Annotated in this window: 7 protein-coding genes; 2 read left to right on the top strand and 5 right to left on the bottom strand. The window is 57.5% G+C overall.

Features of this window, described 5'->3' with window-relative positions; translation table 11 throughout:
* Positions 1-247: 247 nt before the first annotated feature.
* The 4 genes from AC01ZF_RS12160 to pyrR form a co-directional block, all read right to left on the bottom strand.
* Complete coding sequence (locus AC01ZF_RS12160; protein ID WP_424677066.1) at positions 248-907, bottom strand: response regulator transcription factor; 660 nt, start codon at positions 905-907, stop codon at positions 248-250.
* Positions 908-1,001: 94 nt separating this feature from the next.
* Positions 1,002-2,468 (bottom strand): dihydroorotase, encoded by a 1,467-nt coding sequence (locus AC01ZF_RS12155; protein WP_424677067.1) that lies wholly within the window; start codon positions 2,466-2,468, stop codon positions 1,002-1,004.
* A gap of 12 nt (positions 2,469-2,480) precedes the next feature.
* Entirely contained in the window at positions 2,481-3,407 is a 927-nt protein-coding gene (locus tag AC01ZF_RS12150) for an aspartate carbamoyltransferase catalytic subunit (protein WP_424677068.1), read from the bottom strand.
* Positions 3,400-3,948, bottom strand: a complete 549-nt coding sequence (gene pyrR, locus AC01ZF_RS12145; protein ID WP_015942053.1) for a bifunctional pyr operon transcriptional regulator/uracil phosphoribosyltransferase PyrR — start codon at positions 3,946-3,948, stop codon at positions 3,400-3,402. The genes AC01ZF_RS12150 and pyrR overlap by 8 nt, the downstream gene beginning before the upstream one ends.
* A 309-nt stretch (positions 3,949-4,257) precedes the next feature.
* Here pyrR and AC01ZF_RS12140 point away from each other — a divergent pair, with 309 nt between their 5' ends.
* Together AC01ZF_RS12140 and AC01ZF_RS12135 are read left to right on the top strand one after the other, a co-directional pair.
* The gene (locus AC01ZF_RS12140; protein WP_424677069.1) at positions 4,258-5,397 is read left to right on the top strand and encodes an MGDG synthase family glycosyltransferase; all 1,140 of its coding nucleotides are present in this window, start codon (positions 4,258-4,260) and stop codon (positions 5,395-5,397) included.
* Between the two features lie 4 nt (positions 5,398-5,401).
* Complete coding sequence (locus AC01ZF_RS12135) at positions 5,402-6,541, top strand: MGDG synthase family glycosyltransferase (protein WP_424677070.1); 1,140 nt, start codon at positions 5,402-5,404, stop codon at positions 6,539-6,541.
* Positions 6,542-6,550: 9 nt separating this feature from the next.
* Here the strand turns inward: AC01ZF_RS12135 and AC01ZF_RS12130 are convergent, their stop codons facing one another.
* Positions 6,551-7,477: an ADP-ribosylglycohydrolase family protein gene (locus AC01ZF_RS12130; protein ID WP_424677071.1), complete on the bottom strand. Its 927-nt coding sequence runs from the start codon at positions 7,475-7,477 to the stop codon at positions 6,551-6,553.
* Between the last annotated feature and the right edge of the window lie 91 nt (positions 7,478-7,568).

Below are 7,568 nucleotides of genomic sequence, written 5' to 3'. Positions count from 1 at the left end.
CTGATGATTTATCACAGCCTAACCCTAGTACGGGATGGACTCCTCTGCGACCTCTGCGCGCTCTGCACCTTTGCGTTTCTTGCTGATGATTTATCACAGCCTAACCCTAGTACGGGATGGACTCCTCTGCGACCTCTGCGCGCTCTGCACCTTTGCGTTTGGGTGGGGCACACTGCCGTGGGGCACACTGCCGTGGGGCACACTGCCGTGGGGCACACTGCCGTGTGCCCCTACTGCGTCTTTGCGATTACCGCAATTCTGGTGGTGGTACCAATCCGCGTTGGACGGCTACAATGGCCGCCTGAGTACGATTACTCACCCCAAGCTTCTGAAAAATCTCGCTCAAGCGGTTACCGACCGTCTTTTCGGCAAGGCTCAGCTTCAGCGCAATCGCTCGGTTATCGTCACCTTGGGCAACGAGCGCCAGAATATCCCGTTCACGCGGGGTCAGCACCTCATGCAGCGCCGGTGCGTTATCGTTGCGTCGCAGCAGATCGAGCACGCGCGCCGCAGCACTGCTGGCCAACGCCGCCTCACCGCGATACACAACGTGAATCGCCTCGATCAGCTCTGACGCATCTGCATCTTTCAGCAGATAAGCATTGGCACCTGCCCGTAACGCTTCGAGCACGGTCTGCTCGTCGCGGTGCATCGTTAGCACGACGCAGCGGGTGTGGGGACTGACATGCCCGATCTGGCGCGCCGCCTCAATGCCGGTCATGACCGGCATTGAAACATCGAGGAGCGCAACATCGGGTTTTGTCGTTTTCGCCGCTTCGACTGCTGCTGCACCATCACGCACTTCGGCGACAACCTGGAACCCACCTTTGCGCTCAAGGATCTCACGCAGGCCTTGCCGGAACATGGTATGGTCATCAGCAATCAGAATCGTGATCGGATTACTCATAGCTTCCCCGTTGGTGTTGGTTATTGACTATGAGCATCTTACCACGAGTGCCGTTGATAGGGCAGGGGAATATGCCCGCTTCTTCTATCTTGCATTATGTCTCTTCACTCTCCAAAATCCCTTCGAGTCGTGAGGGTTGTGGTGCTGCTTGTCCTTGCCGGCCAAAATCGCCGCGACGGAACACAATCTTGCCGCCAGCCATCGTCAACATCACCTGTCCCTTCAACCGTTGGCCGCGTAGCGGCGTGTTACGCCCACGTGACCGGAAGTGATCGGGGTCTACCACCCAGCTCCGCTCAGGATCGAAGATCACGATATCGGCGGTTGCCCCGGGCCGCAAGTTCGCCGGCGACCGGTTGAGTACCTGCGCCGGCCCCTCGGTGAGTTTCGCAATCAGGTTGACAATATCCATCTCACCGCGATGAACGAGAGTCAGCGTAAGGGCCAGTGCCGTCTCCAGACCGCTGATGCCGGGTGGGGCAATCCCATACTCGCACTCACGGTCAACACGTGCGAGCGGCGCGTGATCAACTGCAATCGCATCGATCACGCCATCACGCAAGCCGGCCACCAACGCTTCCACATGTTCAATGCTGCGTAAGGGCGGTTCAACCCGCGTTGAACTGTCGTATGGCGGTAATAGGCTTGGCTCAAGCCACGATGGTAAGCTCAGATCGGGATGGGCGCCGGCGCGGCTGGTTTCGATCTCGTTTCGCTCTTCCAACCAGCCCAGCAGCCAGCGGTCGGTCAGCGTCAGGTGGTGCGGCGTCACTTCTGCCGTCACCCGCACTCCACGCGCGCGTGCAGCTCGGATCAGTGCGACGCTGCCGGCTGTGCTCACTCGGCTGATGTGCAAATGAGCGCCGGTCGCTTCGGCGAGAGCAATATCGCGGGCTACAATGGCCTCTTCGGCGGCCGCAGGGATGCCCGGTAGACCTAAACGTACACTCACTGCCCCTTCATGGGCGACGCCACCGGCAGCCAACGACGGGTCTTGACACGTCACCATCACCGGCAAATTGAGCGCTGCCGCATACGATAACGCATGCCGCATAAGCGCTGCGTCGGCGATGGTCCGTCCACCGTCACTAAACGCAATACAGCCAGCTTCGGCCAGTTCGCGCATCTCGCTCAACATACGCCCTTCGTTTCCCAACGTCAACGCGCCGATCACATCGATCCGCACACTCCCAAAGTGCGCGACCAATTCACGCAACTGCCGAATCGCCGCCGCGTTATCCGGGGTGGGGTGCGTTGTGGGACGGGCGCACAGCGTGGTAAAGCCGCCAACGGCTGCTGCCGCGCTCACACTGCTAATCGTCTCTCGATGTTCTTCGCCCGGCTGTCGCAGGTGGGTGTGGAGATCGGTAAAACCCGGTGCGACGACACAGCCACGAGCGTTAATTACTTCCACGTCCGGCCCGATGGGTTCGCGATCGCTGTGGAGATCGGCCAGATCGTACAATCGTTCAACTTTGCCGTCGGCGACCAAAATATCACCGATAGTTGCCACTCGGTTGGCCGGATCGATAATTGTGCCGTTTTTTATGAGATACCGCATCGTTTTCACCTCTCAACCGGCCATTCGGTACAGTAACGCCATTCGCACGGCGACACCGTTGGTTACCTGTTCCTCGATGACTGCCGTTGCAGATGTAGCGACTTCAGGAAAGATTTCGATCCCTTCATTCATCGGCCCAGGATGCATCACAATTGCATGTGCTGGTAGGCGCGCAAGGCGTTCGGCAGTGAGACCGTATATGCGGGTATATTCGCGTAACGCCGGCAACAAGCCGTGTTGCATACGCTCTTTCTGCAACCGGAGCGCCATTACCACATCGGCCTCGGCCAAGAGCGGATCGAGGTTGTAGGCAATGCGCACTGTCGGCCATGTGGCCGTCCAAAATGCCGACGGCCCGATCAGTGTCGGTGGCCCACAGAGGGTTACGCGCGCACCAAGCTGGGTAAGCCCCCACAGGTTTGAACGCACGACCCGACTGTGCAGAATATCACCCACGATCACCACATTCAGATCGCGGATCTGACCATGGTGCCTGCGCATCGTGTAGAGGTCGAGCAGTGCTTGGGTAGGATGGGCATGGCGACCATCCCCCGCATTGATCAACGCACCACGAAAATGACGAGCAACCAGGTATGGTGCTCCCGACTGACTGTGCCGCATCACAATGATGTCGGCTCCTAATGCTTGGAGGGTGCGCACCGTATCAACCAGTGACTCACCCTTTTCTACGCTACTGCCACGTGCCGTAAAGGCGACGACGTTGGCCGACAACGCACGCGCTGCTAGCTCAAACGAGATCCGGGTGCGCGTGCTCTCTTCAAAGAACATATTGACTACCGTCTTGCCACGTAAGGCCGGTACCTGCTTGATCTCGCGGCTAAGCACCTCACGCATGCTTTCAGCAGTCTCTAAAATCTCCTCGATCTCGGTGGCAGTAAAGTCGTCGAGATCGATGGCGTGGCGGCGTCGTTCAGTCATTGTTCGTACCTCGCAGAATGACAACTTCATCAACCCCGTCGGTTTCGCGCAGGCGAACCTTGACCCGCTCCGACAGCGAGGTTGGCACGTTTTTACCGACATAATCGGCCCGAATCGGTAATTCACGATGACCACGGTCGATGAGGACGGCCAGTTGAATGCGGGCCGGACGACCCAGATCGGCAATCGCGTCGAGGGCTGCCCGTACCGTCCGCCCGGTGAACAGTACATCATCGACCAGCACGACCGTTTTGCCGGTTATATCCGTCGGGACATCCGTTTTGTACACGCGCGCCGCCGGCCCACGTAGCTTTAGATCATCACGGTAGAGCGTAATATCGAGTTGACCGACCGGCACCCGTGTTCCCTCAAAGTCGGCAATCGCAGCAGCGATCCGTTCGGCCAGTGGTACTCCCCGACTGCGAATCCCGACGAGGACGACATGCTGCAAACCACCGTTACGTTCATCAATTTCGTGGGCAATGCGTACCAGTGCTCTGCGTATTTCGTCGGCTGATAATATCTGTTTCTCGTTGCTCATGCCTTCCTCCGCAATGCCACATCCGGCAGATTTTGCCAACAAAAAACCCCTTGCCCGCCGGAACGGGGCAAAGGGAGCACGGCAGTTGGGGCCGGTTCAAACGCTGGTTCATACTCAGTTCACTCCTTCACAGCCTCACGGGGCTGTATTAAAGGTTGCATTATCGTACCACGGGCCGCCACGTGCGTCAATGGTTATCGGGAAAACTTCCCGCTATCGTTGAGGGAGAAACATGGTACCATAGCGATAGGTAAATGTTTAGGGTAGAACATTCGTGCGCCTCTGTGGCGCCTCGCCGGAGATAATCGTATGCCGCGAGTGCTGATTTTACACGCGTCAGTAGGAACCGGTCATAAACGTGCTGCCGAAGCGCTGGCCGCCGCCTTTAGCCGTCGTCAGCCTGGTGAAGTGCGTGTCGAGGATGTCCTCGATCACACCTCCCGTCTCTTTCGCTTCGCATATGCTCGTTCCTATCTTGAATTGACCGATCGCGCGCCGTTGGTATGGGGCTATTTTTACACACAAACGAACGCCGACCCCAATCTAGCCGAGATCACCAACAATATTCGCAAGTTGGTTGAAAGTATCGGGACGAACGGCCTGAAAGAGGTCTTACGCGCCTTTCAGCCCGATGTTATTATTTGTACCCATTTCTTGCCGATGGAGCTGCTGGTCAGCTATAAACGTAGTGCGCGCCTGACCGAACCGGTCTACTGCGTTATTACCGATTACGCCGCCCATACCTTCTGGACGTACACCGAAATCGATGGCTATTTCGTCGGTGATGAACAGACACGCGCACAGCTCATCGAGCGTGGTGTTAGCCCACAGCAAGTGGTTGTGAGCGGTATTCCGATCGATCCATGCTTCGCCCAACCGAACGATAGCCGTGAAGCCCGGATACGTCGTAACCTGCCGCCAGAGGCGACGGTGGTGACGCTGTTTGGTGGTGGGGTTGACGATGATCACGTGCGGCTGATCGTTAGCCAACTTCTGCAAAGTCCACTAAAGGCGACGCTGGTGGTGGTCGCCGGGCGTAATACGACCCTGGTCGAGTCGTTAAGCGATTTTATTTCAACCCCGAATATCGATCTGCGGGTCTTGGGATTTATCGATTATGTCGATGATCTGATTACAGCGAGCGATTTGGTGATTACGAAAGCGGGTGGGCTGATCGTGAGCGAGATTCTCGCCCGGGGTACACCGATGATTATCATTGATCCTATTCTCGGCCAAGAGGAGTGGAACGCCGATTACGTCGTTAGTACCGGTAGCGGGATCCAATTGCGCATGTGCGAATCGACCGCACGGGCTGTGCTCAATCTGCTGAATCACCCTACAATGCTGGCTGAAATGCGACGGTGTGCAAAGGCAGCGTCGCATCCCAATGCAGCTCTCGATATTGCCGAAAAGGTGATCGCCGATCTTGAGAGTTATCGTCACGCCTAAGCGTATGAATCGTCAACCAATTGATGTGTTATTTGCTATTTCAGATACCGGCGGCGGTCATCGCAGTGCTGCGGTGGCGATTAGTGCCGCGCTTGAACAGTTGTCGGGTGGTGAGATTACATGGGCCATCGAAGATCTCTTGCAGGCGACCAATGTGCCCGGTATTCGGAGTGCACCCGGTATCTACGACCAGCTTTCCACCCGTTGGCTGAAGTTGTACAATGTTTCGTTTCAGTTGACCAACTCGCGTTCGACGGTAGGGTTTTTGTCGCGGATCGTGTATCTGATTGCCCGCCAAAATCTCGAACGCCTGCTCGTCGAACGCCACCCACGCTTGGTGATCGTCACCCATCCCCTTGTCCATCGTCTTGTCTGTGCCGCTCGCCGTCGCCACAATGCGTTTCGCGTAGTAACTGTCGTGACCGATTTGGTCACGCTCCACGCCGCCTGGAGTTATCCCAGCGTGGATTTGGCGTTGACCCCCACCGATGAAGCATATCACCTGATGCGCAAGCGTGGCATGAAGCCGAGTCAGTTGCAGCGCTGCGGCTTCCCGGTCCATCCGAAGTTTGCCGCCGAAAATCGTGATGCTCCCACTGCTCGCCGCGATTTGGGGTTCGATCCCGATCGCTTTACTGTCTTGCTAACCGCCGGTGGTGTCGGCGCCGGTCGTCTTGGTCAATTGGTTCATTCCCTTGAACAACAGCTCCCTGATAAGCAGCTCCTCGTTGTGACCGGTAAAAATCGCGCGCTCTACGAGGATTTGCGGCGTGGGCCACGTTTGCCGCATACCCATGTGTTCGGTTTCGTTAATAACATGGAAGAATTGATGGCCGCAAGTGATGTGGTGGTGACGAAGGCCGGCCCTGGTACGCTGATGGAGGCGTTGGTGATGCGTAAGCCGGTGATTGTCACTGAAGCGGTTGGGATTCAAGAACACGGTAATATTGATTTTGTGCTGAACTACGAGCTTGGGTTCTTCTGTCCGACGACCGAGCGGATCGTCGCCGCTATTACTAGTCTCGAAGACCCAGCCCGCTATGCTGCGACGGTCGAACGGCTCAAGCATGCCGTCCCTCGTGACGGAGCGATGCAGATTGCACGGGTTATTCATCAGCAGTTAAGCTTGCGACCGGTACGGTAACGGTATATGTCATCCGCGTTGCAACAAGCGGGTTAGGAGTTCGTGAACCAGAGGTTGCCCGCGTAACTGCTGCCGCCAATTGGTGGGAATGCCTTCGATCCCGTAACGGATCCCGGCAATCCCGCCGGCAACGCACGCCGTCGTGTCGGTGTCGTAGCCAAGGGCGATAGCGAGCCGAACAACGTGAGCGTAGTCGCTGCCTTGCGCTACGACCCACCGCGCCGAACGGAGTGTGTCGACGACATACCCCTTGCTCTCCCCTGGTACGAGTTTGTCGGGTTCGATATGGGTTTCTAGTTCGATCCGCGCTTGCCCGTTACCGTAGATGTCGCGCAGCCGCTTGGTAGCGGTGTTCCACGCATCTCCGTCGCCCGCTAATTCGTAGCGCGCCCATAGGCAGTAGAGGGCGCAACAGATTTGTGACCGGAGATGACCATGGGTGGGCAGTGATTGCAGATGCGCATCGGCGACCAACTCGCGGTCATGACCACGATGCCATAACGCCAGCGGCAAGACTCGCATCAGCGCGCCATTGCCGTTGTCAAACTCGCCCGCCGGCCCGGCGCGGTATGGCGATACACCGTTCTGCAACGTCCGTATCGCGCGCCGCGTTTGCGAACCTACGTCAAAGACGATTCCGTCAGGTGTGTAGGCTCCCTGCTCGTACCACGCCTGTATCTTGCGGGCAAAATCGTTCAGATCAAGCCGGTCGCACGTCAGTAACGAATCGAGGAGGGCCAACGCCAGCGCTCCATCGTCCGACCACGTTCCCACCGGGATCGTTGGATGACTGCGTGCAAATCCATCCGGCGGCTGTAGATCGATCGCTGTGATCGGTGGCAATGCTTCCGGTGGATGAAATTCGTATGGCACACCTATGGCATCGCCGATGAGCAGACCGAATAACCCACCTGCAATCCGATCATGCCGATTCATTGCGGTTGCATCCTTACATCACCGGCCATCCCCCGCCCACCTGGTACGGGCGACTCGGTGGGTCGCCCCAAGCCGTCGCGTGTTCTCACAC

The organism is Chloroflexus sp. (genome assembly GCF_056331925.1).
Note: the sequence above shows the minus strand (reverse complement) of the source record. Positions and strands in the feature narration are given on the sequence as shown.

What these genes read in the sequence shown, in the direction of transcription:
- AC01ZF_RS12160 (WP_424677066.1), bottom strand. Translation starts at nt 907, where the DNA reads ATGAGTAATCCGATCACGATTCTGATTGCTGATGACCATACCATGTTC.
- AC01ZF_RS12155 (WP_424677067.1), bottom strand. Translation starts at nt 2,468, where the DNA reads ATGCGGTATCTCATAAAAAACGGCACAATTATCGATCCGGCCAACCGA.
- AC01ZF_RS12150 (WP_424677068.1), bottom strand. Translation starts at nt 3,407, where the DNA reads ATGACTGAACGACGCCGCCACGCCATCGATCTCGACGACTTTACTGCC.
- pyrR (WP_015942053.1), bottom strand. Translation starts at nt 3,948, where the DNA reads ATGAGCAACGAGAAACAGATATTATCAGCCGACGAAATACGCAGAGCA.
- AC01ZF_RS12140 (WP_424677069.1), top strand. Translation starts at nt 4,258, where the DNA reads ATGCCGCGAGTGCTGATTTTACACGCGTCAGTAGGAACCGGTCATAAA.
- AC01ZF_RS12135 (WP_424677070.1), top strand. Translation starts at nt 5,402, where the DNA reads ATGAATCGTCAACCAATTGATGTGTTATTTGCTATTTCAGATACCGGC.
- AC01ZF_RS12130 (WP_424677071.1), bottom strand. Translation starts at nt 7,477, where the DNA reads ATGAATCGGCATGATCGGATTGCAGGTGGGTTATTCGGTCTGCTCATC.